A 21,893-nucleotide genomic window follows, 5' to 3' on the forward strand; every position below is an offset into this window, starting at 1 on the left:
TCCCCTACAATAGCGCCATTTCTTGTCCCATCTTGCGATTAATCAGGGAGTTATCATGAGCGAGACCCAAATCTACCACAATCCGCGCTGCTCCAAGAGCCGTGAAACCCTGGCCTTGCTGGAACAGCACGGGGTCGCCCCCGAGGTGGTGCTCTATCTGGAGCAGGCCCCGAGCGAGGCACAGATCCGCACCCTCCTGAGTCAGCTTGGCTTCACGGATCCCCGACAGCTGATGCGCACCAAGGAAGATCTCTACAAGGAGCTGGGGCTCGGCGAGGTGAGCGGCGATGACCTCATTCGTGCCATGCACCAGCACCCCAAGCTCATCGAGCGCCCCATTGTCATCAAGAACGGGCAGGCCCGCATCGGTCGTCCGCCCGAGCAGGTGCTGGAGATCCTCAAGTGAGCACCCGCTTCGCTCGCCTGCTGACCCTGGCCGGTTTTTTCGGCCTGCTGGCCTGGGTGCAGCTCTGGCACCTCTGGCTCTCGCCCCACCCGGATCTCGCCCCCTGGCTGTTGCCGGTGATCTGGACGGTGCCGCTGCTCTTCCCCCTCAAGGGCATAGTGCAGGGCAATCCCTACACCCACGCCTGGGGCAATTTCGTGCTGATGCCCTACTTCCTGCACGCCCTTACCCTGATCACCACGGATGAGGGGGAGCGGTGGCTGGCGGTGGTGGAGCTGGTGCTCACCACCCTGGCGTTTGTGGGCACCATCTATTATGCCCGCCTGCGCGGCCGCGAGCTGGGGCTGAGTATCCGCAAGAAGGAAGGCTGAGCCCCTCCCTGTCCGCCTGCTGGCGGGCAGGGTATGTGTCTGAAACCGACGCAAGCCAGCGAATGGCATCTGGCGGTATCGCCCCGAAGTGGCTTGCTTATCTCTTTGATTAATTTATGGATATTGATCGCTGATTGGCAGGGCAGCACCTCTGTTGACAGATCTGTTACCTGGTTTGCCAGCCTCAGTCAGCCCCTGTTATGCAAAAAGGGGTATGCTTGTGTTTTCAACAGACTCGAGTGATCCATATGACAATCCTGCGTTCCCCCCTGTTGCACAAGACCCTGCTGGCCCTGACCGTCTCCCTCTCCGTCAGTTCCCTCGCTGATGCCTGTACCCGCGCCGTCTATCAGGGGGAGGGAGCGCTGGTGGTGACCGGTCGTACCATGGACTGGCGCAGCGCCATGCCGACCAATCTCTGGGCGCTGCCCCGTGGCATCGCGCGGGAAGGGGAGGCCGGTGCGCACTCCATGACGTGGACGTCGCGCTACGGCTCCGTGGTGGCGGCAGGCTTCGATGCGGGCACCGCCGACGGCATGAACGAGAAGGGGCTGGTGGCCAACCTCCTCTATCTGACCGAGTCCGAGTATGTGACCCCGAGCGACAAGGATCCGCGCAAGACTCTCTCCATCTCGCTCTGGGCCCAGTACGCGCTGGACAACTTCGCCACCGTGGCCGAGGCGGTCGAGGCCCTCTCCAGAGATGAATTCTATGTGGTGACCACCCTGACCCCGGATGGCAAGCCGGGCCAGCTGCACCTCTCCCTCTCGGATGCGAGCGGCGATTCCGCCATCTTCCAGTACGTGGGGGGCAAACTGCAGATCTACCACGACCGCAGCTATCAGGTGATGACCAACTCGCCGACCTTTGACAAGCAACTGGCCCTCAACGACTACTGGGAGGAGATTGGCGGTCTCACCATGCTGCCCGGCACCAACCGCTCGGCGGATCGTTTTGCCCGCGCTTCCTTCTACATCAAGACCCTGCCAAAGACCGACCAGGCCAACGAGGCGGTGGCCGGGGTGATGAGCGTGATGCGCAATGTCTCGGTACCCATGGGGATCAGCACCCCGGATCAGCCCAACATCTCTACCACCCTGTGGCGCAGCGTGGCGGATCAGCAGCATCGCCGCTATTTCTTCGAGCTGACCCATCTGCCCAACACCTTCTGGGTGAGCATGGACAAGCTGGATCTCGCCGCGGGGGCCCCGGTGCGCAAGTTGCCCCTGACCGAGCAGCAGCTCTATGCGGGGGAGACGGCGGAGAAATTCGTCCCGGCCAAGGCGTTTCGCTTCCTGCCGGCCAGCCCCAAGGCCTGAGCATTCCCCCGATGACAACGCCCCCCTCGGGGCGTTTTTTATGGTGGGGATGGGGTGGCCGTGCGGTGGGCGGCGATCTGCGCCTCGCAAAAGCGCATCAGCTCCGGGTAGAAGTGCAGGAAGGCGTGCTCGGCCTCGATCCAGCGAGCCTGATCCAGGGCGTGGAGCGCCTCCCCGAGCGGCACGGGGCGGCGCAGCCGACGACCGATGCCGTTGAGGGCCGCCCCCACCCCTTCCCGGTACAGGTAGGAGGCAAGCCAGTCCTGCTCGGCCATGCGCCGCAGGGCCATCGGCAGGCCCTGTGGCAGGCTGTGATGATCCAGGAGAAGTTGACCATAGCTCTGCGCCAGAAAGCGGGGCAGGGGGGCTGCGCTGAACCTCTGCCAGTGCTGGCTGAGCCAGTGATCGTAGAGCATGTCCACCACAATGCCGCCGAAGCGGCGCCAGGGGGGGTCGAAGCTCGCCACGGCGGCCCGATGGGCCGGGTGGGCATCGGTGAAGGCGTCTATCTTGCGGTGCAGCCAGATCCCCTCGTCGAAGTGGTCAGCCAGACCCGTCGGCAGCGGGCCCTTGATGAAGTCCCCCAGCAGGTTGCCGGTGAGGGAGCTGCCGGTATGGGCCGCCAGATGGAGGTGGGCGAGAAAATTCATGGGATGGGGCTCGCGTGCCTGGGCGTGAACGGGTGATCCGAGCCTAACGAATCGTGGCCGGATTGACCATGGGCAGGATGTTTCATCCCCAAGTCCCCTTGCCGGGCAAATTTGAGGCGTGGTAAGGTGCTTGCCATCTTTGTCACAGGACGCGACAAATCACCATGATGCGCAAAGCCAGAGGCTTTTTTCTGGCCTTCTACTTCAAGCCTTTCTATCTCTCCGAGTGGTTCGACGAATAGGTCGAGGCCCCGGAGCAGTTCATTGACGCCCATGGCGGCGTAATCCCGCTCATCTGCAATTTGCCGTTTGTTGGCCATCGCTTGCCTCTGCCTGCGATGCCTTGACCGCGCCTGTGCGCTTTTTATGTAATGGAGTACTCACGATGAAGACCACACTGACCCTGTCAGCCCTTGTTGCTGCCTGTCTGCTCGCCGCCCCCGTCACCGCCAAGGAGTGGAAGACGGTACGCTTTGGCGTGGAGGGGGCCTATCCCCCCTTCTCATGGACCGATGCGTCCGGAGAGATCAAAGGATTTGACATCGATCTTGCCAACGCCCTGTGCCAGCAGATGGCCGTCAGGTGCGAACTGGTGGCCCAGGATTGGGACGGCATGATCCCGGCCCTGCTGTCGCGCAAGTACGACGCCATCATCGCCGCCATGTCGATCACCGACGAGCGGCGCAAGAAGGTCGACTTCACCGAGAAATATGCCCACATTCCCAACCGCTTCGTGGCGGCCAGGGGCACCGAACTGACGCTGACGCCGGAAGGGATGGCGGGCAAGCGCATCGGCGTGCAGCGGGCCACCACCCACGACAAGTACCTGACCGACAACTTCGGCTCCAGCGTCACCATAGTGCGTTACGGCAGTGCCGATGAAGCCTACCTCGACCTGAAGGCGGGACGGGTGCTGGCCCTGCTGGCCGACGCCTCGGCCATCGAACAGGGGTTGCTTGGCAAGGAAGGGGGCGACAAGTTCGACTATGTGGGGCCGGCCCTGACCGACCGTCAATGGTTTGGCGATGGCATGGGGATCGCGGTGCGCAAGGGGGATCCGGATCTCAGGGCCAGGCTGAACGACGCCATCAAGGCCCTGCGCGCCAACGGCAAGTATCAGGAGATCAACCGGAAGTACTTCAAGTACGATATTTATGGCGGTTGATGGGTAACAGTCGGAGGGAGCCTGCTCCCTCCTTTTTCATGCAGCAAGGAGAGACCCCATGTTGACCCTGATCGAGGGTGCGCAGATCCATAGTCCGGCCCCGCTCGGCCAGCAGGACCTGCTGGTGGCGGATGGCCGCATCGCCTGGATGGGCAAGGGACTGACGGTTCCGGCCGACTGGCCACTGACGCGGGTGGACGCTGGCGGCCGCTATCTGGTGCCCGGACTGGTGGACCCGCTCGCCCATATCACGGGAGGGGGCGGCGAGGGAGGCTTCGGCTTTCGCACGCCGGAGCTCTTGGCAAGGGAAGCTCTGGCGGCGGGGGTTACCACGCTCGTGGCGGCGCTCGGCACCGACAGCCTGACCCGCAGCCCGGCCCAGGTGCTCGGCAAGGTACGCGAGTTTCGCGCCGCCGGGGTGAGCGCCTTCATGTACACCGGCTCCTACCACCTGCCGGTCAAGACCCTCACCGGCACGGTGGAGTCGGACATCATGCTGATCCCCGAGGTGCTGGGGGTGGGGGAGGTGGCCATCAGCGATCACAGGTCCAGCGCCCCCACCCACGACGAGCTGGCGCGGCTGGCGAGCGAGGCGCGGGTGGCCGGGCTGTTGTCCGGCAAAAGTGGCGTCAGCTTCTTTCACCTGGGGGATGGCCGCGGGGCGCTGGCGCCCCTGCGGGCCCTGCGCGATGACACCGACATCCCGCTTCGCCAGCTCTACCCCACCCACTGCAACCGCAATCCCTGGCTCTTTGCCGAGGCCATCGAGTGGGGTCGGGCAGGTGGCTGGGTCGACCTCACCACGTCGAGCTTCCCGGATCTGCTGGATGACGGGGAGCGGCTCGCGGCCGACGCCCTGGTGGCGTTGCTGGCGGCGGGCGTGCCCGTGGATCGCATCAGCTTCAGCTCGGATGCCAACGCCAGTCTGCCGCGCTTTGACGGCGAGGGGCGGCTCATCGAGCTGCGCTGCGGCCAGATAGGGAGCCTGTGGCAGGAGGTGGTGGCGGCCTGCGGCAAGGGGGTGGCGCTGGAGACGGCACTGGCGGTAGTGACGGCCAATCCGGCCAGGGCGCTGGGGCTTGCGAGCAAGGGTACCCTGGGGGTAGGGCAGGATGCGGATCTGCTGCTGATCGATCCTGATACGTTCACCATCGAGCGGGTGATGAGTGGGGGGCGGTGGCGCACCTGAATACCGGCGCCTGTCATCCAGCCCGCTCAGTTCATAAACAAAAAGCCCGGCAGCAGTGCCGGGCTTTGTCGTGCCATGGGGTTCAGATGGCGAGAAACCCCAGGATCAGAATGGGGCCGAGCAGGCTCAGGATAAAGCCGGAGACGATGGCCACCGGCACCACCTGGATGCCGCCGGATTTCTGGATGACAGGCAGGGTGAAGTCCAGCGCCGTGGCGCCGCCGTAGCCGATGGCGGCGCTGGGGTGGCGGCGCATCAGCACCGGGATGATGAGGATGGCGATAAGCTCGCGCCCCAGATCGTTGATGAAGGCGGCGGACCCCAGCACCGGGCCCAGCTTGTCCGCTACCAGGATGCCGGAGAGCGAATACCAGCCAAAACTGGAGCTCATCGCGAGGCCATGGGCAAAGGGCATGCCGAGCAGCTGGGCGGCCAGCAGGCTGCCGAGCCAGCTGCTGAGGATGACGGTGAGCGCGATCTTCATGCCCCAGGGATTGAGCAGGATCTGGCGCAGGCGCATGCCGGAGTTGCGCATCTGGATACCGATGAGCAAGAGCAGCAGCATCAGGGCCCACTCGCTCAACTTGTCGATGGGCAGGGTGCGCAGGTCCACCACCAGTCCCAGCAAGACGCCCCCCAGCACCACGAAACAGAGCTGGAGGGATTCCCACAACAGGTGCAGCTTGCTCGGCATCTTGCCGTCACTGGCCTCGTGGGTGGGGGGGCTGCGCTTGTCCAGCCACCACAGGGCCAGCAGGTTGCACAGGGTAATGGCGGCGAGCATCACCCCTGCCACCTTGAAGATCACTGCCAGGTTGCTGCCCAGGTTCTCCACATAGGCCAGCCCCAGCCCCATCAGGAACAGGATGAGGTAGACCATCTTGCCCAGGGACTGGTTGACCAGCTTGATCAGACGGGCGGAAGAGAGGGGAACCAGATAGCCGATCACCAGCGGCAGCAGGATCAGCAACACATTGAGCAACATCGGGGCCTCGATCACAAAACGTGGAAAAACGGCACCTTATCACGACTTGTTGCACCTGTGTCACGGATCTGTGCATCAGCATGGCCCATACGGGACTTTTTTATCATATTGTTGTGTTTTTTGATGACAGTCAGCTGTGCACGCAAACAGAGAAAGAGGGCCACATCACCTGAAAAATCAATTTCATCCCCATGAAATGACGAGAGAAGGGGAATCTGCCTGGGTGAATAAAGTCCTTTTGGATGACATCTGGCGGATATGGTGAAATATGCTTGCTACCAGTGCGCTGCGGGTATAAAAGAGCGGTAGGGAAGGTGCGACAAAAAATGGATTTTATGCAGACAAAGTGCTGAAAAATACTCAATAGGCCAATAAAAATACAGATAAAACACCAAATACCTCGGTTCTGTATTGTTTTTTCACTACCTCAATGATATTTTCGCTGAAGGTTGCCATCGGTTAACGTTTTGTTAAATGGACGATGGTGGAGTCACGCCGAAGCGGCGTCTAGGGACAGACAAGGTTGTAATGGATGAGCGACGTTGCCGCACTGGAAGTTCGTGATCTGCACAAGTATTTTGGCACCCACGAAGTGCTCAAGGGCATCGATATGACGGCCCACAAGGGGGATGTGATCTCCCTCATCGGCTCCTCGGGTTCGGGGAAGTCGACCTTTCTACGCTGTATCAATCTGCTTGAAACCCCCTCATCGGGCAACGTCTCCCTCCACGGGGAGCTGATCCGGATGAAAACCAGCCGTTCCGGCGAACGCCTGCCGGAAGACATGCGCCAGGTGGAGCGTATCCGCAGCCGACTGGCCATGGTGTTTCAAAGCTTCAATCTCTGGTCCCACATGACCATCATGCAGAACATCATCGAAGTGCCCATCCAGGTACTCAAGGTGCCCCGTGCCGAGGCCATCGCCAAGGCGGAGCACCTGCTCAACCGGGTGGGGCTGTGGGAGCGTCGCGACTATTATCCCGGTCACCTCTCCGGCGGTCAGCAGCAGCGGGCCGCCATCGCCCGGGCGCTGGCGGTGGAACCCGAGGTGATGCTGTTTGACGAGCCTACCTCGGCCCTCGACCCTGAACTGGTGGGGGAGGTCCTTGGCCTGATGCGCGAGCTGGCGGAAGAGGGGCGTACCATGATGGTGGTGACCCACGAGATGTCCTTCGCCCGCGACGTGTCGAACAAGGTGATGTTCCTGCACCAGGGGCGCGTGGAGGAGGAGGGCAATCCCAAGGAGATCTTCGCCCATCCCAAGTCGGAGCGATTCAAGCAATTCATCTCGTCCATCTATTGATGGACGGGATTCAATTTCAACCATCCGTACTTTCAACGATCGACGTGTTTATCAAGGAGAGATACATGAACAAGCTGATGCTGGCGACTGCCGTGATGACGGCCCTGTGTTCCGGTAGCCTGATGGCCAAGGAGTGGAAAGAGGTCCGGATCGGGGTGGAAGGGGCCTATCCCCCCTTCTCCTGGACCGAGCCGAGCGGCGAGGTGAAAGGCTTCGACATCGACATCGCCAACGCCCTGTGCGAAGAGATGAAGGTGAAGTGCACCCTGATCAAGCAGGACTGGGACGGCATCATTCCGGCGCTGCTGTCGCGCAAGTATGACGCCATCATCGCCACCATGGACATCACCGAAGAGCGCAAGAAGAAGGTGGACTTCACCCAGAAGTACCAGCACATCCCGGCGCGCTTCGCCGCCAAGAAAGGGACCGAGATCCAGCTCGACAAGGCCTTCATGGACGGCAAGACCATCGCCGTACAGCGAGCCACCTCCATGGACACCTACATCACCGACAACTTCCCCAACGCCACCATCAAGCGCTACGGCACTGCGGATGAAGCCTACCTCGATCTGAAATCCGGCCGTGTCGACTACGTGATGGCCGACTCCGCCGCCATCAGCGACGGCCTGCTGAAGAAGGAAGGGGGCGATGCCTTCGAGTTCATCGGCCCGAAACTGACCGATCCCAAGTGGTTTGGCGAGGGTGCTGGCATCGCGGTGCGCAAGGCTGACAAGGATCTGAAAGAGAAATTCAATGCCGCCATCCTGGCCCTGCGTGCCAATGGCAAGTACAAGGAAATCAACGACAAGTACTTCGACTTCGACGTGTACGGCGAGTAAGCCGACGTCAGGTGAACAACGACAGGTTGATCCCGTCAGTAGTCATCGGGCCCGTTGCCTTCCGCTGGGAGTGACGGGCCCGATTGCGATGGAGCTGCATTGCATATGTTTGATTTGAAAGGATACGAAACCTCTCTGCTGGAGGGGGCCTGGATCACCCTGGAGGTGGCGCTCGCCTCCCTGCTGCTGGCCCTGGTGCTTGGCATGCTGGGGGCCCTGGCCAAGCTCTCTCCCTACAAGTGGGCACGCGGCATCGCGGCGGCCTACACCACCGTCATTCGCGGCATCCCGGATCTGGTGCTGATGATGCTGCTCTTCTTCGGTGGCCAGGTGCTCATCAACGGGATCTGCACCTGGGTCAACGAGGCCTACAACAACCACCTGCTGGCGAGCAACCCGAACCAGGAGTGGGTCTCCCTGCTGCCCGATTACATCGACATCAGCCCGTTTGCGGCCGGGGTCGCCACCATCGGCTTCATCTTCGGTGCCTACATGACCGAGACCTTCCGCGGCGCCATCCTGGCGGTGGACAAGGGGGAGCTCGAGGCGGCCCGAGCCTTCGGCATGCGGGCAAGCCAGGTCTTTGTGCGGATCCTCTTTCCCCAGATGATGCGCCACGCCCTGCCCGGGTTTGGCAACAACTGGCTGGTGCTGCTGAAAACCACGGCCCTGGTCTCCATCATCGGGCTCGATGACATGGTGCGAAAGGCGTCGCTCGCGGCGGGCTCGACCCAGCAGCCTTTCACCTTCTACATGGCGGTGGCGCTGATCTTCCTGGTCTTCACCGCAGTCTCTACCTCGGCGCTCAAGTGGGCCGAGCGTCACTACGCCATCAAGACGAGGTAAGCCATGGATTTCTCGATCATTCTCAAGGAGTGGCCCACCTACTGGGAGGGGCTCTATACCACCATCTGGCTGGTGGCCGCCTCGCTCATGCTGGGGCTCATGCTGGCGGTGCCCATGGGCATACTGCGCAACAGCCGCAACTGGTTGATAAAGGGGCCAATCTGGGCCTATATCTACTTCTTCCGTGGCACCCCGCTTCTGGTGCAGCTCTTCATCATCTACTACGGTGCCGCCCAGTGGGAGTGGCTCAAGAACAGTGCGGCCTGGTCCCTCTTCTCGGAAGCCTGGTTCTGTGCCCTGCTGGCGTTCACTCTCAACACCGGCGCCTACACCGCCGAGATAGTGCGTGGCGCCGTGATGAACATGCCCAAGGGGCAGATAGAAGCGGCAAGCGCCTTCGGCATGACCCGCTGGCAGACCCTGACCCGCATCATCCTGCCCAACTCGTTTCGCCGTGCGCTGCCGGCCTACAGCAACGAGGTGATCTTCATGCTGCAGGGGTCGGCGGTGGCGGGCATCATCACCATCGTCGATCTGACGGGGGCCGCGCGGATCATCAACTCCCGCTACTACAGCCCGTTCGAGGCGTTCCTGACCGCAGGTCTGCTCTACATGCTGCTCACCTTCGTCATCGTCTGGTTGTTCAAGAAGTGGGAAGCCCGCTGGCATGCCCACCTGCGCCCGCGCAGCGTCTGACTGCCAGCAGAGAAAAAGCCCGCAACTGCGGGCTTTTTTTTATGGATCACGGGCAGGCTCAGCGCCCCAGGTACTCCCTGTCGAAGAAGGTGTTGACCCAGTGGGGGCGATAGACGGCGAGCAGGGTCATGGTCATGCCGTTGAGGAGCGCCTCGGGAAAGAGCAGCAGCGGCCAGATGGAGAGGTAGTCGGCGCTGATGGTGTGCCAGGAGTAGGTGCCGCTCACCCCCATCAGCAGGGCGCTGGCGATCACCTTGGCCGAGATGCTCAGCGCCCCCCCGAGAAATGCCGCCACGAACAGGTAGACGAAGAGGTGGCGAGGCAGCCAGGCCCAGCTCCCCAGAAACAGCAGCCAGCTGGTGGCCACCGGCAGGGCAACGCCGATGAGGGCCTGCCAGCCGATGTCGGCTAGGGGGATGACCCCGAAGTAAGCGAGGAGCAGCAGGGTGAGGCAGGGGGCAAGCAGGGCGAGGCGCCAGCCCAGCAACAGGGTCAGGCTGGTGAGGCCGAGAAAGTGGATCTCGAGCCCCTCGTGCAACCCGGCCCGCAAGGTCCACAGCGGTACCAGCACGATGGCGCCGCCGAGGCAAAGATGCTGATAGAGCGGGTGGGCGCCAAGGGTGCGCAGCAGGGAGGCGTTCAGACTGAAGGCGAGCAGCACCAGCCAGAGCAGGAGGGCGGCAACTTGTCCTTCACTCATGAGCGGTTCCTCCGGATGCGGCTGTCGGTGATGGCGCCGTGGCGAACGCCAGCGCAATGAAAAGAGGCCGCCCTCTGCCGGGCGGCCTCCTGTCTCAATACTTCACGTTGGGGTGATACTTGCCAAGGATGCCCTGGACCCTGTCCATGGTCTCCTTGCTGGGGGGCTTGATGCCGACCAGATCATAGGTATCTCCCAGCACGTCCCACTTGTGCTTGCCAAGTTCGTGGTAGGGCAGCAGCTCCACCTTCTCGACGCACTCCCCCAGCTCGGCGATGAACTGGCCGAGTCCTTCTGCGCTCTCGTCATCGTCGGACCAGGTGGGTACCACCACGTAGCGGATCCACATGGTCTGACCGCGGGAGGCCAGGTAGCGGGCGAACTCCAGGGTGTACTTGTTGCTGACGTGGGTGAGGGGGATGTGCTTCTCGTCGTTGATCTGCTTGATGTCGAGCAGCACCAGATCGGTGTTGTCCAGCACCCGGTCGAGCAGCTCGTCGTAGTGACGCACGAAACCGTTGGTGTCGAGGCAGGTGTGGATCCCCTGGGCCTTGCAGGCGGTGAACAGTTCGGCGATGAACTCCTGCTGCAGCATGGCCTCGCCGCCGGAGGCGGTCACGCCACCGCCGGAGGCATTCATGAAGTGGCGATAGCTGGTGAGATCCTTCATCAGCTCGGGCACGGTGACCTCGCGGCCGCCCTGGGTGTCCCAGGTGTCCCGGTTGTGACAATACTTGCAGCGCATCAGGCAGCCCTGCATGAACACGATGAAGCGGATGCCGGGGCCGTCGACGGTCCCGCAGGTCTCGACGGAGTGGATCCGGCCAATGATGTCGGTAGTGCCGGTGTCGCTGGCTTCAACGGTCGGGATCCGCTGCGTGCCGGGGGTGGCAGGTCCCTTGGATTCAACGGCGGGGATCCGGTTAATGACTGACATAGACGACTCCAATGGTGCGGACAAGGTTCGAGCGGTCGTTATTTTATGACAGAAAGCCCTATAAATCCTACCAGTTTAGCCCGCAGGGGTGGCACCCAGCAGGCTCTCCAGTGCCTTGACGGGGAGCGGCCGGCTGGTGAGGAAGCCTTGATAATGCTGGCATCCCAGGGCCTTGAGCACGGCGAGCTGCTCCTCTTCCTCCACCCCTTCGGCGGTGACGGTGAAACGAAACACCCGGGCGAGATCCAGGATGGCCTTGACGATGGCCTTGTCCTGTTCGCTGTGGACCAGGGTCTGGATGAAGCTTCTGTCGAGCTTCACCTCGTCGGCGGGCAGATCCCGCAGATAGGCCAGGGACGAGTAGCCCGTGCCGAAGTCGTCGATGGAGATGAGCAGGCCGAGGGCCTTGAGCTGGCGGATCCTGGCGATGCTCTCCAGCCGGTTTTCCAGCACCACGGACTCGGTGATCTCCAGCAGCAGGCGCGACGGGGGCACCCCGGTGTCCCGCAGAATGTACTCCACCTGCTGCACGAAACCGGCGGTGTGGAACTGGCGGGCGCTGACGTTGACCGACAGATGAGGGATGGCGAGACCGTTGTTGAGCCAGAAGCTGTACTGGGCGCAGGCGGTCTTCATCACCCAGTAGCCTATCTCCTGGATCAGGGTGGTCTCCTCGGCGATGGGGATGAACTCCCCGGGTGGCACCATGGTGCCGTCGGCCTTCTGCCAGCGCAGCAGCGCCTCTATGCCCGAGAGCGTGCCGTTGTCGACCCGGTATTGGGGCTGGTAGTGCAGCACCAGCTCGTTGTTGCGCAGGGCATCACGCAGCTGGTTGTTGAGAGAAAGCTTGCTCTTCTCTTTTTCCGCCATGGCTTCACTGAAGAAGATATGGTTGCCCTGGCCCGCGCGCTTGGCCATGTGGACGGCGGTATCGGCCTGCTGCATCAGGACAAGGTGATCCTTGTCGTCATCGCTGAACAGGCTGATCCCCACGGAGGCGCTGCAGTGCAGCTTGTGATCGCCGATGTCGAAGGGGGCGCGGAAGATCCCCATCAGCTCCCGGGCAAAGTGCTCCGCCAGGATCTTGGCGGTGATATAGCCCTGGCCCAGCGCCGTGAAGAGCAGGGCAAATTCGTCACCCGAGGTGCGGGCGAGCACCAGGTTATCCTGGGGCAGGGACTTGAGTCGCACCACCACGGCCTGGAGCAGCAGATCGCCGCAGGCGTGACCGAGGGAGTCGTTGATGGATTTGAAGTTGTCCAGATCCAGCAGCAGCAGGGCCCCCCACTGGCCGCTCGGGGTCTGCAGGGTGCGCTGCATGATGTCGGTCAGGCTGCGCCTGTTGTAGAGATCGCACAGGTCGTCGTAGTAGGCGAGGCGCTCGATGTGGCGGGCGGTCTCTTTCTCCTGGGTGATGTCGTGGAAGCTGCAGACGAAGTGGCTGATCTCCTCCTCCTCGTCCTTGACCCCGCTCACCATGAGCCGCACCGGGAAGAGGTGTCCCTCCCTGTGCAGGCATTGTTCCTCCCCGAGCCAGTATCCCTGCCGGTTGACCGCCGCGATCACCTCCTCCTTGAGGGTGTCGCCATAGTAGGTGGGCCTCAGGGCGTCGATGTGCAGGCCCAGCATCTCCTCGCTGGCAAAGCCGGTGATGCGGCTGAAGGAGGCATTGACCTTGAGGATGATGCCCCCGTGATCCATCACCAGCAGGCCGTCGTGGGTGTTGAAGGCCACTTCGGCCAGGCGCAGGGCATCGTCATTGGCCAGGCGCTGCAACTCGCTGGCGGCCCGCTCGCGCTGTTCGTAGAGGACGTCCAGCAGGGGCGCGGGATCGGCCAGAGGGGTGGCGAGCAGCAGGGTGAGCTGCCCCAGGGGGAGACCGTTTGGCCCCGGGAAGGGGATACCGACATAGGCCTTGGCGTCGAGGGCCAGCAGCTGGCTGGACTGGGGATAGCGCAGGGCCAGATCTTCCACGTAGAGACTCTGCCCGTGCTGGAAGATCTCCCGGCCCGGGCCGATGTCCATGGGCATGGGTTTGACGACGGCGAAGGCATCCCCCTCCACCACGCAGCGGGGAATGAGCCAGAGATCCTGGCCGCGAGGCTGAAACTCGCCGATCCAGCCCCTGTGGGCCCCACTCAGGCCCATGGCCCAGCGCAGCAGGGCGCGGCAGTAATCGTTGCCGGTCAGGTTGGCCAGCCCCGGGGGAGGCGCGAGGTCCGGGGCGTCGGTCGCCACGGGGTCCGGCTGCCAGTGGCCGAGCAAACGGGCGCAATGACGCACCAGTTGCAGGGTGTCATCGCTGATGAGGGTGCTCTCGGCATACTCCAGGCTGAGCACGCCGATGAGCTTCTCCTGCTCCAGCAAGGCGCCGTCCAGGCGGGAGCAGACATTGGCATCGGCCAGATAGTAGTGCTGGCTCAACATGGGCTGGTGGGCCGCCTCCGAGAAGCTCAGGGCGCCCCGGGCGCGCAGGGCTCGGATGTAGCGGCTGTCTCCGCGAATGGCACCGAGCGCGTCTACCCCCAGGGTGAAGACCGGGGTCAGCTGCTCGCCGCCAAGGGCGCCATGGGCCTGGTAGTGCCAGAGGATCAGGCGATCGGCCCCCAGGCACTCCTTGAGGCTCTCCAGCATGGCGTCATACTGCTGCTGGCTGGCCATCTGGCTCAGGCGCGGCAGTTGCAGGGACAGGCTGGCGGCGCTCTCCTGGGACTGGGTCTGCAGGCAGATGAGCCAGAAGGCGTCCTGCTCGTGGGAGAGGGAAATGTGCCAGAGGAGGGCGTCAAAGCGCAGCACCAGCTTGCCCCCCTTGCCGCTGGCCAGCCGCTGCTCGATGGGTTGGCGCAGGGCGTCCGGCAATTGGGCCGGCCAGGCACTGCGGGGCTCGTCGAGCCAGTGGAGCGGCGTCTGCATCACATCGGTCAGGGCGACCAGCCGTTGACTACGGGTATCCAGGCGGAAAAACAGGGGCGCCTGGCTGGCGGTCGGAAGATGGCTGAGCGCGGTAGACGACATGAACTGACACTATCCTGTTGAGCAATTGTCGGAGGGCAAGAATACTGCAAATCCGTGGCAAACAAAATTTCATTGAGTTCTAAATTAGATAAGTCTAATTTATTGGTCATTTCCTGTTGAGTGGAGTCTTGCAGATGAAACGGATCCTGATTGTGGGTGGTGTGGCCGGGGGGGCGTCCGCCGCCGCCCGTGCCCGCCGTTTGAGCGAAGAGGCGGAGATCGTGATGTTCGAGCGGGGCGAGTTCGTGAGCTTCGCCAACTGCGGTCTGCCTTATCACATCGGGGGGGATATCCCGGATCGGGATGCCCTGCTGCTGCAGACACCGCAAAGCTTCAAGCGCCGGTTCAACGTGGATGTGCGGGTGTTTCACGACGTCATCGAGATAGACAAGGCCGGCAAGAGCCTGCTGGTGCGCAACCTGCTGACCGGCGAAGAGCGGCGCGAAGCCTACGACGTGCTGCTGCTGAGCCCGGGCGCTGCCCCCATCCGGCCTCCCTTCCCCGGCATCGAGAGCCCGGGGGTACACACCCTGCGGAGCATTCCCGACATGGATCGCATCCTGGCGGCGCTGGCGCACGACAAGCCCCGCCACGTCACCGTGGTGGGGGGCGGTTTCATCGGGCTGGAGATGATGGAGGCGCTGCACCAGCGCAAGCTGGATGTCACCCTGCTGGAGCTTTCCGATCAGGTGATGGCGCCGGTGGACAAGGAGATGGCCAACCTGCTCCACGCCCGCATCCGGGAGGAGGGGGTCGATCTTCGCCTGCGTACCGGCCTCGCTGCCATCGAAAGCCTGGAGGTGCCTGCCGAGAAGACCGCCGCCGTGGCGACCGCCCAGCGGGGTGGACTGCGCCTGACCCTCAATGACGGCTCTCATCTCGACACCGGCCTGTTGATCCTCGCCATCGGCGTCAAGCCCGAGACTCTGCTCGCCGCCAAGGCGGGGCTGGTGCTGGGACCGCGGGGCGGCATCAAGGTGGATGCGGGCATGCGCACCTCGGATCCCTGCATCTTCGCGGTGGGGGACGCGGTGGAGGAGACCGATTTTGTCACCGGCGAGTCCGTGCTGATCCCGCTGGCGGGCCCGGCCAACCGGCAGGGGCGCATCGCTGCCGACAACATGCTGGGGCGAAGCGAAACCTACAAGAAGACGCAAGGGACCGCCATCTGCAAGCTGTTCGATCTGGCGGTGGCGAGCACGGGGCTGAACGAGAAGCGGCTGGTGCAGCTGGGGCTGCCGTTCGAGAAGGTCTATGTCCACCCGGGCAGCCACGCCGGCTATTATCCCGGCGCCCACCCGGTCAGCCTCAAGCTGCTGTTTGCCCCCGATGGCAAGATTTACGGCGCCCAGGCCATCGGCAAGGATGGCATCGACAAGCGCATCGACGTGCTGGCGGTGGCCCAGCGCGCCGGCCTCACCGTGTTTGATCTGCAGGATCTGGAGCTCACCTATGCGCCGCCCTTTGGCTCGGCCAAGGATGTGATCAACATGGCCGGGTTCGTGGCGAGCAACCATCTGAAGGGGGACACCCTGCTCTGCCACGCAGCCGAGGTGCAGGCTCGCCACCCCCATCAGCTGGTGGTGGATGTGCGAAATGGCCCCGAACTCGACAAGCTGGGGCGCATTCCGGGGGCGCTGCACATCCCCCTGGACGAGCTGCGTGGCCGTCTTGATGAGTTGCCCAGGGATAAAGAGCTGCTCATCAGCTGCCAGGTGGGTTTGCGCGGTCACGTGGCCTGCCGCCTGCTGAGCCAGCACGGTTTTCGGGTCAAGAACCTCTCCGGCGGTTTCAAGACCTGGCAGACGGTGATCGCCGAGTAGATGCCCCAGGCTGACATGGCCCGATTGATCACTCTGTATGCAAACGGGCCACCCCAGTGAGTGGCCCGTTTTGTTGCCGCACGGGGTTGCCGCAGGTGGCCCCCTCGCTCTCAGGGGGGGCTGTCAGCGAGCTGATTGCGAATGTGGTGCTGCAAGACCGCGAGCATGGAGGCGCCGGAGAGGCCTATCATCAGGGCACCGTTGACTGCCTCCAGGGGGCCGAGCAGCTTCCACTGCGGGCTCATGACGATGTCGCCATAGCCCAGAGTGGCGAAGTTGACCCCGGAGTGATAGACGGCCTCCTGCAGGGTATCGAACTCCCCGAGCCACAGGAAGAGCCCGCCCCAGACGCCGATCTGGGCCAGGTTGCCCAGCATCACCAGAGTGATGATGCCAAACAAAGCCAGCATGCCGGCCAGGGCCCCCTCGCGTCGATTGAATCGCTTGACGTAGAAGCGGATGCACCAGACGGATACCAGGGATTGCAGCAGCATGTTGACCAGGATCACCGGGATGCCGACCAAAAAAATCGTTAACATATCAATCTCCTAGCTTGGCTTCTGCCAGTGGGCGGCCGACTGGCCACCACTGTTCGAGCAGCAAGATACAGAGCCAGCCATAGCCGGCCACCACCAGATAGAGGCCGCAACGCATGGCGGCCGCCAACCACACATCCTTGCCGGTGGCGCTGTCCTCGATGGCCGGGCCAAACAGGATGAGCGCCGTGATCCAGGCGTTGCTCCAGAAGGATGGCGGGAAACGCCCCGCCACCAGCCGCACCAGGCGCCGCGCCAGCCAGAGGGTCATCAGGGCCAGCATCAGCACCAGCATCAGGAGCGAGGGCCAGAGGCTGAGCCCGAGCCAGAGTGCGAACGCCAGCAGGGCGCCCATCAGGGTCGAGAGCACCAGCTCCTGGCCCGCCTGTCTGGCGTTGAGGGAGGTACTCTGCTGAGCCAGGGTCACCGTCTTCATCACCGCCGGAATGTAGAACGCCGGATTGCCGAGGGCCAGCAGCCACATCGGCAGTACCATGGCGACGGCGCGCAGCGCCAGCCGCTCGGGATGTTCGGGGGGCAATGGCACCGGTCTTGCCGCCGCTCCCGCCACCTGCAGGGGAGGGAAGAGTGCGTGGGCCAGGCGGTTGACCAGGGTGCCTATCAGGATCCCCAGTCCCATCATCTGGGCAAGGGCGATGGCAAGGGACTGCTCGATGAGACCGGCCACCGGGATCACCGTGATGGCCATGATGAGCAGCATGGCGGCGGCCCCCTTGCCGGCCATCGCCTGCTGCATCAGCAGGTAGAGCAGCAGGGCGACGAGCAGCACGGCCGCCAGGGCATAGTGGGTCAGCAGGGGCACCAGCAGCACGCCGCCGACCATCACGGCCAGCAGCAGAGCGCCACCCAGCAACCCTTTGCCAAGGCTGAGCGGCTCGCCGGGTCGGCACAGCACCACCCAGGCCATGATGACCCCGAGGTGGGGCATGGGCAGCGCCAGACCGTAACAGATCCCCGTCGCGAGCCCGATGCCCGTGCCAATGCGCAGTACAGCCTTGTCGGCGTTATGCATCTGGCGCCTCAATAGAGGAAGGAGAAGAGGCTCATCAGGCGGATATAGAGCGCCCCCAGGAGGTGCAGCACCCCGCTCTCACCGGTGTAGACCAGCACGTCGGCCTGGCCACCGATCCGCAGCGCCTCGACCGGGGGGAAGTCGTCGCTCTGGAAGGCGACCTTGACCGGGAAACGCTGGGCCTGGCGCAGCCAGTCGCGGTTGTTGTCCACCGTGGGCAGGGTACCGGCGGGCTGGTTCTTGCCATCGCCCACCCCGTAGCCGACGCTGCGGATCTCCCCCTCGAATAGCTGTCCAGGCAGGCTGTCGAGCAGGATGGCGACCTTGTCCCCTGGTCGAATGTTGCCGAGGTTGTTCTCCGTCAGATCCGCCGATACCCAGACGTCGTGGATGGCGATCAGGGTCATGGCCGGGGCGCCGGCCCCGATAAACTGGCCTGCATCCGTGCTGAGGTCGGTGACAAGGCCCCGACCCGGCGCCACCACGCGGGTGTTCTGGCGATCCAGCTCGGCCTTGTGCACCGCCGAGCGGGCACTGAGCAGCTGGGAGTTGTCATCGCCGCTCGCCCCGGCGGCCTCGATGGCGCGGCGAACGTCGGCTTCGGCCGCCGCCACCTGGCTCTTGGCGGTCTCGCGGCTGGCCTGGGCCACCTCCAGGCGACGCACCGAAATGGCCCCCGGATCTTCCCGATAGAGCCGCTCCTGGCGCTCGGCATCCTTGGCCGCGTTGTCGTAGGCAGCGCGCATGGCCATCAGGGAAGCCTCGGCCGCCTTGACCCCTTCGGTATTCGCCTTGACGCCGCTCAGCACCGTCTGGTAGTCGGATCTGGCCTTGGCCAGGGCGATGTCATAAGGCTCGGGATCGATCTCGAACAGGGGGGCGCCAGCCTCCACGTCCTGATTGTCGTGGACATAGACCCGCTTGATCTGGCCTGCCACCTCGGCGGCGACGGGGACCACGAAGGCCTGCACCCGGGCCTGGGAGCTGTAGGGGGTCAACCTGTCCGCCAGCAGATACCAGATGAGCAGGAGGAGGATCGCGGCCAGCAGCCCGAGGGTGGCGCGGCGGCTGGCCTGGCCGGGAGAGGCTGTGTCAGTCATGGGCGTTTGCCTTCTGTGTCATGGGGGAGTGGGCTGCGTCGAGCAGGGGGGCCCAGTCGGCGCGCGTGCGCAGTTGAGCCTCCACCTTGGGGGTCACCAGGGGACGTTCGCGCCCCTGTTCCCAACCGCCACCCAGTGCCTTGTAGAGGGTGATGAGGTCGCGCATCCGGGCACCACGGCTGTTGACCAGGCGCTCCTGCTGGTTGAACAGGGCACGCTGGGAGTCGAGCACCCGCTGGAAGTCCGCCATCCCCTCGCGGTACTGGGTGTTGGCGATTTCGAGGGAGCGGCGGGCGGCTTCGCCGGTCTGGGTCAGCAGGGCGATCTCCTCCTGGCCGTTGGCATAGGCCACGGCCGCGTCATCCACCTCGCGGGCCGCCTTGAACACGCTGTCGCGATAGCGTTCGTGAAGCTGCTGGAAGCGGGCGTCCTGCACCAGGATCTGGTTGCCGAGCCGTCCCTGATCCAGCAGGTTCCAGCTCAGCGACGGCCCGACGCCCCAGGAGAAGGTGCCACTTTCCCCGCCGCTGGCATTGACTCCCAGGGTGCCGAGCAGGGTGATGGAGGGGTAGAGCTCGCTCTCGGCCACCCCGATGAGGGCCGACTGGGCGGCCAGCTGACGCTCCGCCACCCGCACGTCAGGACGGCGGCGCAGCAGATCCGCGGGCATCTCGGTGACCAGGGCCAGCTCGCCCTGGGGGATCTTGCCGGTGTTGGTGGTCATCTCGGGCAGGGGCCCCGGGGCGCGGGCGAGCAGGGTGGAGAGGGCGTTCTGGCTTTGGCGCAGGCTGGTCTCGAGCTGGGGAATGCCGGACAGGGTGCCCAGGTACTGGGTCCTGGCTTGCTGCACGTCCAGCTCGGCGCTGTTGCCGCTCTTGAACAGTCGCTCGGTGATCTCCAGGCTGCGCCGCTGGATGCGGGCATTCTCCCGGGCGATCTGGAGCCTGGCCTCCAGGGTACGGATGCTCACATAGAGCTGGGCCACCTGGGCGGCCATCAACACCTGGATGTCGTCATATTGGGCCAGGGTCGCGAAATAGCTGGCATCCGCCGCCTCGACTCCGCGCTGGAACTTGCCCCAGAAGTCAAGTTCCCAACCGAGGTTGAAGCCGGCGCCGTAGCTGTTGCCCGCGCTGCTGTGGCCGCCCCGGGTCTGACCTGCCTGGAGGAATTCTGCCGTTCCCACCGTCGCCTGGGGGCCGAGCAGGCTCTCGGCGATGCCAAGCTGGGCCTGGGCCTCGAGGATCCGCAGGCCGGCGATCCGCACGTCCGGATTCTTGAGGAAGGCCTCCTCCACCAGGGCGCTCAGCACGGGATCGTGCAAGTTGTCCCACCATCGTCGGTAGTCGGTCACCGTCACCGCCTGCTGACCCTCGCTGGCGCTGTGCCAGTTGGCCATCTCCTCGACACCGGGGGCCTGATAATCGGGCCCGAGCAGAGTACAGGCACCGAGCAGCAGGCAGGTGCCCCCTGCAAACAGGGGGCGAAGGAGAGAAAGTGCGTCGGCCATGGGGTTATTTTTCCGCGTTGGCCAGACCGTCGTTGACCCAGGCCATGAAGATGCGATAGCCGATGGAGAGCAGGGTGGCACCGATGAACATGCCGAGGATGCCATTGGTGGCCATGCCGCCGAGGGCCCCCAGCAGCACTACCGGCATGGGCGCATCGACGCCACGCCCCAGCAGCAGGGGCTTGAGCACGTTGTCGGCCATGCCGGCCACGATCAGCAGCACGGTATAGAGCACGTTGAGCAGGGTGCCGTGATCCCCCGCCATCCACATGAAGGCAATGGCCGGTCCCGTGATCAGGATGACGGGGACCTGGGCGATACCCAGGATCAGCGCCAGGACGAAGAAGATCCCGACCGCCGGGATCCCGGCGAGGGACATGATGACGCCAGCCAGCAGGGCCTGGATGAAGGCGACCCCGATGACCCCCATGGCCACGGCCCGGATGGTGCTGGTGCACAGCTTGGTCAGGGCGAGGCCCTTGCGCTCATCGGTGATGCGCATGGCGATGCGCTCGGCGCTGATGGCACCCGGCGCCCCCCAGGCCATGATGATGCCAGCCACGATGAAAGAGGCGACGAAGCCCAGCAGGCCGCCCCCCATGCTGGCGAGCATGGTGACAGTCTGCTTGGCCATGTCGCCGAGCTGCGGCTTGTAGCTGATGAGGAGGCTCGGCAGATCCACGGATGCCTTGGTCCATAAGGCGTGCAGCTTGGCACCGATCAGCGGGATGCTGGCGATGTCGGCGGAAGGTGCCGGAATCACCAGAGTGTTGTTGTTCACCTTGTCTATCAGGGCGCTGACGCTGTCACCCAGGGAGCCGAGCATGGCCACGGTGGGGGCCACGATGAGCAGGATGCCCAGCAGGACCAGCAGGGTGGACGACTGACCCTGTTTTCCCCCGAGTCTGGCGGCAAAGCGCTGATGGAGGGGGTAAAGGGTGACCGCCAGGATCAGGGCCCACAGCATCATGTTCATGAAAGGGGAGAACACGGTGAAGCAGAACGAGCCTAGCGCCAGAATAAGACCAAATTTGATGAACATGTCCAGGAATCGGGCAACCAATCTTTTTTCGACGAGGGACAGATCGTTATTTTCCATGCTGATATGACTCCAGAGAGGGATGGATGCATGACCCCGCTGACCCTGTGTGAACTCAAGGTCGGCATTCTGGTCGATGGACAATTAATAAGTTTGTTTTCAATGGTTGAGGCATACATCGAGCGCACCTGCACGTTATGTATGGCACAGGTGTTCAAGGCTTAAAAAATATTTATCTGCTTGATATGTCGTTGATTGGAAGGCCTGCATTGAGCAGGGCCGAGAATAATGAATGGCCCGATCACGCACAAGTGAACAGTGGTGCCCGGTTTAGCCTGGGTTCAGAAAATCACGACAATCCTCTTTCATGGAACAGGACATCGCATGCAGGGTCTCGAATAAACCTCGCGGTTCACGGGGCGTCGCGCTCC

Annotated in this window: 22 protein-coding genes; 11 read left to right on the plus strand and 11 right to left on the minus strand. The window is 63.5% G+C overall.

The features are described from left to right. Positions 1 to 55 precede the first annotated feature (55 nt). The 3 genes from arsC (at position 56) to AB7E19_RS11145 (ending at position 2,096) form a co-directional block, all read left to right on the plus strand. The gene (gene arsC / locus AB7E19_RS11135) at positions 56 to 406 is read left to right on the plus strand and encodes an arsenate reductase (glutaredoxin) (RefSeq protein WP_010674260.1); all 351 of its coding nucleotides are present in this window, start codon (positions 56 to 58) and stop codon (positions 404 to 406) included. Next, positions 403 to 777, plus strand: a complete 375-nt coding sequence (locus AB7E19_RS11140; RefSeq protein ID WP_322131080.1) for a DUF2069 domain-containing protein — start codon at positions 403 to 405, stop codon at positions 775 to 777. The genes arsC and AB7E19_RS11140 overlap by 4 nt, the downstream gene beginning before the upstream one ends. A 248-nt stretch (positions 778 to 1,025) precedes the next feature. Next, the gene (locus AB7E19_RS11145) at positions 1,026 to 2,096 is read left to right on the plus strand and encodes a linear amide C-N hydrolase (protein WP_042865248.1); all 1,071 of its coding nucleotides are present in this window, start codon (positions 1,026 to 1,028) and stop codon (positions 2,094 to 2,096) included. A 38-nt stretch (positions 2,097 to 2,134) separates the two neighbouring features. On the opposite strand, the gene AB7E19_RS11150 is transcribed toward AB7E19_RS11145, so the two are convergent. Then, positions 2,135 to 2,746, minus strand: a complete 612-nt coding sequence (locus AB7E19_RS11150; RefSeq protein WP_322131081.1) for an ACP phosphodiesterase — start codon at positions 2,744 to 2,746, stop codon at positions 2,135 to 2,137. Then, positions 2,743 to 3,066 (minus strand): hypothetical protein, encoded by a 324-nt coding sequence (locus tag AB7E19_RS11155; protein ID WP_029314324.1) that lies wholly within the window; start codon positions 3,064 to 3,066, stop codon positions 2,743 to 2,745. The genes AB7E19_RS11150 and AB7E19_RS11155 overlap by 4 nt, the downstream gene beginning before the upstream one ends. A 65-nt stretch (positions 3,067 to 3,131) precedes the next feature. Between AB7E19_RS11155 and AB7E19_RS11160 the strand changes: the two genes are divergently transcribed. Both AB7E19_RS11160 and iadA read left to right on the plus strand, forming a co-directional pair. Continuing rightward, on the plus strand, positions 3,132 to 3,911 hold the full coding sequence (locus AB7E19_RS11160; protein ID WP_010674264.1) for an ABC transporter substrate-binding protein: 780 nt from the start codon (positions 3,132 to 3,134) through the stop codon (positions 3,909 to 3,911). A 58-nt stretch (positions 3,912 to 3,969) separates the two neighbouring features. Continuing rightward, a complete protein-coding gene (iadA, locus tag AB7E19_RS11165) occupies positions 3,970 to 5,100 on the plus strand; it encodes a beta-aspartyl-peptidase (RefSeq protein ID WP_427935277.1) in 1,131 nt (376 codons plus the stop codon). Positions 5,101 to 5,182: 82 nt separating this feature from the next. Here iadA and AB7E19_RS11170 read toward each other — a convergent pair whose 3' ends face one another. Next, entirely contained in the window at positions 5,183 to 6,085 is a 903-nt protein-coding gene (locus AB7E19_RS11170) for a lysine exporter LysO family protein (protein ID WP_427935279.1), read from the minus strand. Between the two features lie 532 nt (positions 6,086 to 6,617). On the opposite strand from AB7E19_RS11170, the gene AB7E19_RS11175 reads away from it, so the two are divergent. The 4 genes from AB7E19_RS11175 (at position 6,618) to AB7E19_RS11190 (ending at position 9,769) form a co-directional block, all read left to right on the plus strand. Next, entirely contained in the window at positions 6,618 to 7,388 is a 771-nt protein-coding gene (locus AB7E19_RS11175; RefSeq protein ID WP_427935281.1) for an ABC transporter ATP-binding protein, read from the plus strand. A 65-nt stretch (positions 7,389 to 7,453) separates the two neighbouring features. Further along, the gene (locus tag AB7E19_RS11180; RefSeq protein WP_010674268.1) at positions 7,454 to 8,227 is read left to right on the plus strand and encodes an ABC transporter substrate-binding protein; all 774 of its coding nucleotides are present in this window, start codon (positions 7,454 to 7,456) and stop codon (positions 8,225 to 8,227) included. A 105-nt stretch (positions 8,228 to 8,332) separates the two neighbouring features. After that, complete coding sequence (locus AB7E19_RS11185; RefSeq protein WP_010674269.1) at positions 8,333 to 9,073, plus strand: ABC transporter permease; 741 nt, start codon at positions 8,333 to 8,335, stop codon at positions 9,071 to 9,073. 3 nt (positions 9,074 to 9,076) lie between these two features. After that, positions 9,077 to 9,769: an ABC transporter permease gene (locus AB7E19_RS11190; RefSeq protein WP_010674270.1), complete on the plus strand. Its 693-nt coding sequence runs from the start codon at positions 9,077 to 9,079 to the stop codon at positions 9,767 to 9,769. 58 nt (positions 9,770 to 9,827) lie between these two features. Here AB7E19_RS11190 and AB7E19_RS11195 read toward each other — a convergent pair whose 3' ends face one another. The 3 genes from AB7E19_RS11195 to AB7E19_RS11205 all read right to left on the minus strand — a co-directional run bounded on the left by AB7E19_RS11195 (position 9,828) and on the right by AB7E19_RS11205 (position 14,421). Further along, on the minus strand, positions 9,828 to 10,469 hold the full coding sequence (locus AB7E19_RS11195; protein ID WP_041215455.1) for an energy-coupling factor ABC transporter permease: 642 nt from the start codon (positions 10,467 to 10,469) through the stop codon (positions 9,828 to 9,830). A 94-nt stretch (positions 10,470 to 10,563) separates the two neighbouring features. Next, positions 10,564 to 11,406 (minus strand): pyruvate formate lyase 1-activating protein, encoded by an 843-nt coding sequence (pflA, locus tag AB7E19_RS11200; RefSeq protein ID WP_010674272.1) that lies wholly within the window; start codon positions 11,404 to 11,406, stop codon positions 10,564 to 10,566. A gap of 75 nt (positions 11,407 to 11,481) precedes the next feature. After that, the gene (locus tag AB7E19_RS11205; protein ID WP_322131082.1) at positions 11,482 to 14,421 is read right to left on the minus strand and encodes a sensor domain-containing phosphodiesterase; all 2,940 of its coding nucleotides are present in this window, start codon (positions 14,419 to 14,421) and stop codon (positions 11,482 to 11,484) included. Between the two features lie 134 nt (positions 14,422 to 14,555). Between AB7E19_RS11205 and AB7E19_RS11210 the strand changes: the two genes are divergently transcribed. After that, on the plus strand, positions 14,556 to 16,244 hold the full coding sequence (locus AB7E19_RS11210) for an FAD-dependent oxidoreductase (protein WP_261998963.1): 1,689 nt from the start codon (positions 14,556 to 14,558) through the stop codon (positions 16,242 to 16,244). Between the two features lie 110 nt (positions 16,245 to 16,354). Here AB7E19_RS11210 and AB7E19_RS11215 read toward each other — a convergent pair whose 3' ends face one another. From AB7E19_RS11215 to AB7E19_RS11235, 5 genes are read right to left on the minus strand one after another with little or no spacing between them, the layout of a single operon-like run. Next, positions 16,355 to 16,783: an ion channel gene (locus AB7E19_RS11215; protein WP_029314329.1), complete on the minus strand. Its 429-nt coding sequence runs from the start codon at positions 16,781 to 16,783 to the stop codon at positions 16,355 to 16,357. A 1-nt stretch (position 16,784) separates the two neighbouring features. Beyond that, complete coding sequence (locus AB7E19_RS11220; protein ID WP_151027600.1) at positions 16,785 to 17,813, minus strand: DUF2955 domain-containing protein; 1,029 nt, start codon at positions 17,811 to 17,813, stop codon at positions 16,785 to 16,787. 8 nt (positions 17,814 to 17,821) lie between these two features. After that, positions 17,822 to 18,913, minus strand: coding sequence for an HlyD family secretion protein (locus AB7E19_RS11225; RefSeq protein WP_322131083.1), 1,092 nt, complete (start codon positions 18,911 to 18,913; stop codon positions 17,822 to 17,824). Continuing rightward, positions 18,906 to 20,423 (minus strand): TolC family protein, encoded by a 1,518-nt coding sequence (locus tag AB7E19_RS11230; RefSeq protein WP_322131084.1) that lies wholly within the window; start codon positions 20,421 to 20,423, stop codon positions 18,906 to 18,908. Before AB7E19_RS11230 ends, AB7E19_RS11225 begins: the two co-directional genes overlap by 8 nt. 4 nt (positions 20,424 to 20,427) lie before the next feature. Further along, entirely contained in the window at positions 20,428 to 21,465 is a 1,038-nt protein-coding gene (locus tag AB7E19_RS11235; protein WP_322131085.1) for an AI-2E family transporter, read from the minus strand. Between the two features lie 87 nt (positions 21,466 to 21,552). On the opposite strand from AB7E19_RS11235, the gene AB7E19_RS11240 reads away from it, so the two are divergent. Beyond that, positions 21,553 to 21,687: a hypothetical protein gene (locus tag AB7E19_RS11240; RefSeq protein ID WP_010674281.1), complete on the plus strand. Its 135-nt coding sequence runs from the start codon at positions 21,553 to 21,555 to the stop codon at positions 21,685 to 21,687. Positions 21,688 to 21,893 lie beyond the last annotated feature (206 nt).

It is taken from the genome of Aeromonas sp. (genome assembly GCF_050252055.1).
GTDB classification, from domain to species: Bacteria; Pseudomonadota; Gammaproteobacteria; order Enterobacterales; family Aeromonadaceae; genus Aeromonas; species Aeromonas caviae.

Excerpts from the sequence above, each read along its gene's own strand:
- arsC (WP_010674260.1), top strand. The coding sequence starts at position 56 with ATGAGCGAGACCCAAATCTACCACAATCCGCGCTGCTCCAAGAGCCGT.
- AB7E19_RS11145 (WP_042865248.1), top strand. The coding sequence starts at position 1,026 with ATGACAATCCTGCGTTCCCCCCTGTTGCACAAGACCCTGCTGGCCCTG.
- AB7E19_RS11150 (WP_322131081.1), bottom strand. The coding sequence starts at position 2,746 with ATGAATTTTCTCGCCCACCTCCATCTGGCGGCCCATACCGGCAGCTCC.
- AB7E19_RS11155 (WP_029314324.1), bottom strand. The coding sequence starts at position 3,066 with ATGGCCAACAAACGGCAAATTGCAGATGAGCGGGATTACGCCGCCATG.
- AB7E19_RS11160 (WP_010674264.1), top strand. The coding sequence starts at position 3,132 with ATGAAGACCACACTGACCCTGTCAGCCCTTGTTGCTGCCTGTCTGCTC.
- iadA (WP_427935277.1), top strand. The coding sequence starts at position 3,970 with ATGTTGACCCTGATCGAGGGTGCGCAGATCCATAGTCCGGCCCCGCTC.
- AB7E19_RS11170 (WP_427935279.1), bottom strand. The coding sequence starts at position 6,085 with ATGTTGCTCAATGTGTTGCTGATCCTGCTGCCGCTGGTGATCGGCTAT.
- AB7E19_RS11175 (WP_427935281.1), top strand. The coding sequence starts at position 6,618 with ATGAGCGACGTTGCCGCACTGGAAGTTCGTGATCTGCACAAGTATTTT.
- AB7E19_RS11180 (WP_010674268.1), top strand. The coding sequence starts at position 7,454 with ATGAACAAGCTGATGCTGGCGACTGCCGTGATGACGGCCCTGTGTTCC.
- AB7E19_RS11185 (WP_010674269.1), top strand. The coding sequence starts at position 8,333 with ATGTTTGATTTGAAAGGATACGAAACCTCTCTGCTGGAGGGGGCCTGG.
- AB7E19_RS11190 (WP_010674270.1), top strand. The coding sequence starts at position 9,077 with ATGGATTTCTCGATCATTCTCAAGGAGTGGCCCACCTACTGGGAGGGG.
- AB7E19_RS11195 (WP_041215455.1), bottom strand. The coding sequence starts at position 10,469 with ATGAGTGAAGGACAAGTTGCCGCCCTCCTGCTCTGGCTGGTGCTGCTC.
- pflA (WP_010674272.1), bottom strand. The coding sequence starts at position 11,406 with ATGTCAGTCATTAACCGGATCCCCGCCGTTGAATCCAAGGGACCTGCC.
- AB7E19_RS11205 (WP_322131082.1), bottom strand. The coding sequence starts at position 14,421 with ATGTCGTCTACCGCGCTCAGCCATCTTCCGACCGCCAGCCAGGCGCCC.
- AB7E19_RS11210 (WP_261998963.1), top strand. The coding sequence starts at position 14,556 with ATGAAACGGATCCTGATTGTGGGTGGTGTGGCCGGGGGGGCGTCCGCC.
- AB7E19_RS11215 (WP_029314329.1), bottom strand. The coding sequence starts at position 16,783 with ATGTTAACGATTTTTTTGGTCGGCATCCCGGTGATCCTGGTCAACATG.
- AB7E19_RS11220 (WP_151027600.1), bottom strand. The coding sequence starts at position 17,813 with ATGCATAACGCCGACAAGGCTGTACTGCGCATTGGCACGGGCATCGGG.
- AB7E19_RS11225 (WP_322131083.1), bottom strand. The coding sequence starts at position 18,913 with ATGACTGACACAGCCTCTCCCGGCCAGGCCAGCCGCCGCGCCACCCTC.
- AB7E19_RS11230 (WP_322131084.1), bottom strand. The coding sequence starts at position 20,423 with ATGGCCGACGCACTTTCTCTCCTTCGCCCCCTGTTTGCAGGGGGCACC.
- AB7E19_RS11235 (WP_322131085.1), bottom strand. The coding sequence starts at position 21,465 with ATGTTCATCAAATTTGGTCTTATTCTGGCGCTAGGCTCGTTCTGCTTC.
- AB7E19_RS11240 (WP_010674281.1), top strand. The coding sequence starts at position 21,553 with ATGACCCCGCTGACCCTGTGTGAACTCAAGGTCGGCATTCTGGTCGAT.